Source organism: Pseudomonas sp. HY2-MNA-CIBAN-0224 (assembly GCF_040310285.1).
Classification (GTDB): Bacteria; Pseudomonadota; Gammaproteobacteria; order Pseudomonadales; family Pseudomonadaceae; genus Aquipseudomonas; species Aquipseudomonas helleri.
Window position 1 is genome coordinate 1 of sequence record NZ_JBEOPQ010000642.1, and the last position, 261, is coordinate 261.

The 261-nt window shown below is 42.1% G+C and carries 1 protein-coding gene; it reads left to right on the plus strand.

The annotated features are described in order from the left end of the window. On the plus strand, nt 1–261 hold a 261-nt coding region (locus tag AAEZ03_RS27890), incomplete at both ends, for a hypothetical protein (RefSeq protein ID WP_350583156.1).

The following is a 261-nucleotide window of genomic DNA, read 5'->3' on the forward strand; positions in this document are numbered from 1 at the left end:
ATTCTACTCTTGGATAACAGTGACAAGGTTATCGCTTCTTCTAACCCTGAACGCTTGAGCTATATTGATGAAAAGACAGGCACGCCACTTGATATTAAGCAAGTTATCAACTCAGACCCTGCTTGGCAACCGGTGCTTGATTTCTTAGATGTCCAACGTAACGAGACTATTGAGCAAGTTGCTGCTAGCGTATCGCCGCAAGTACAGCAAGTATTGAATACGATTGATAAAGCAGAAACGGGTGATTCCAAAGGTTATTAT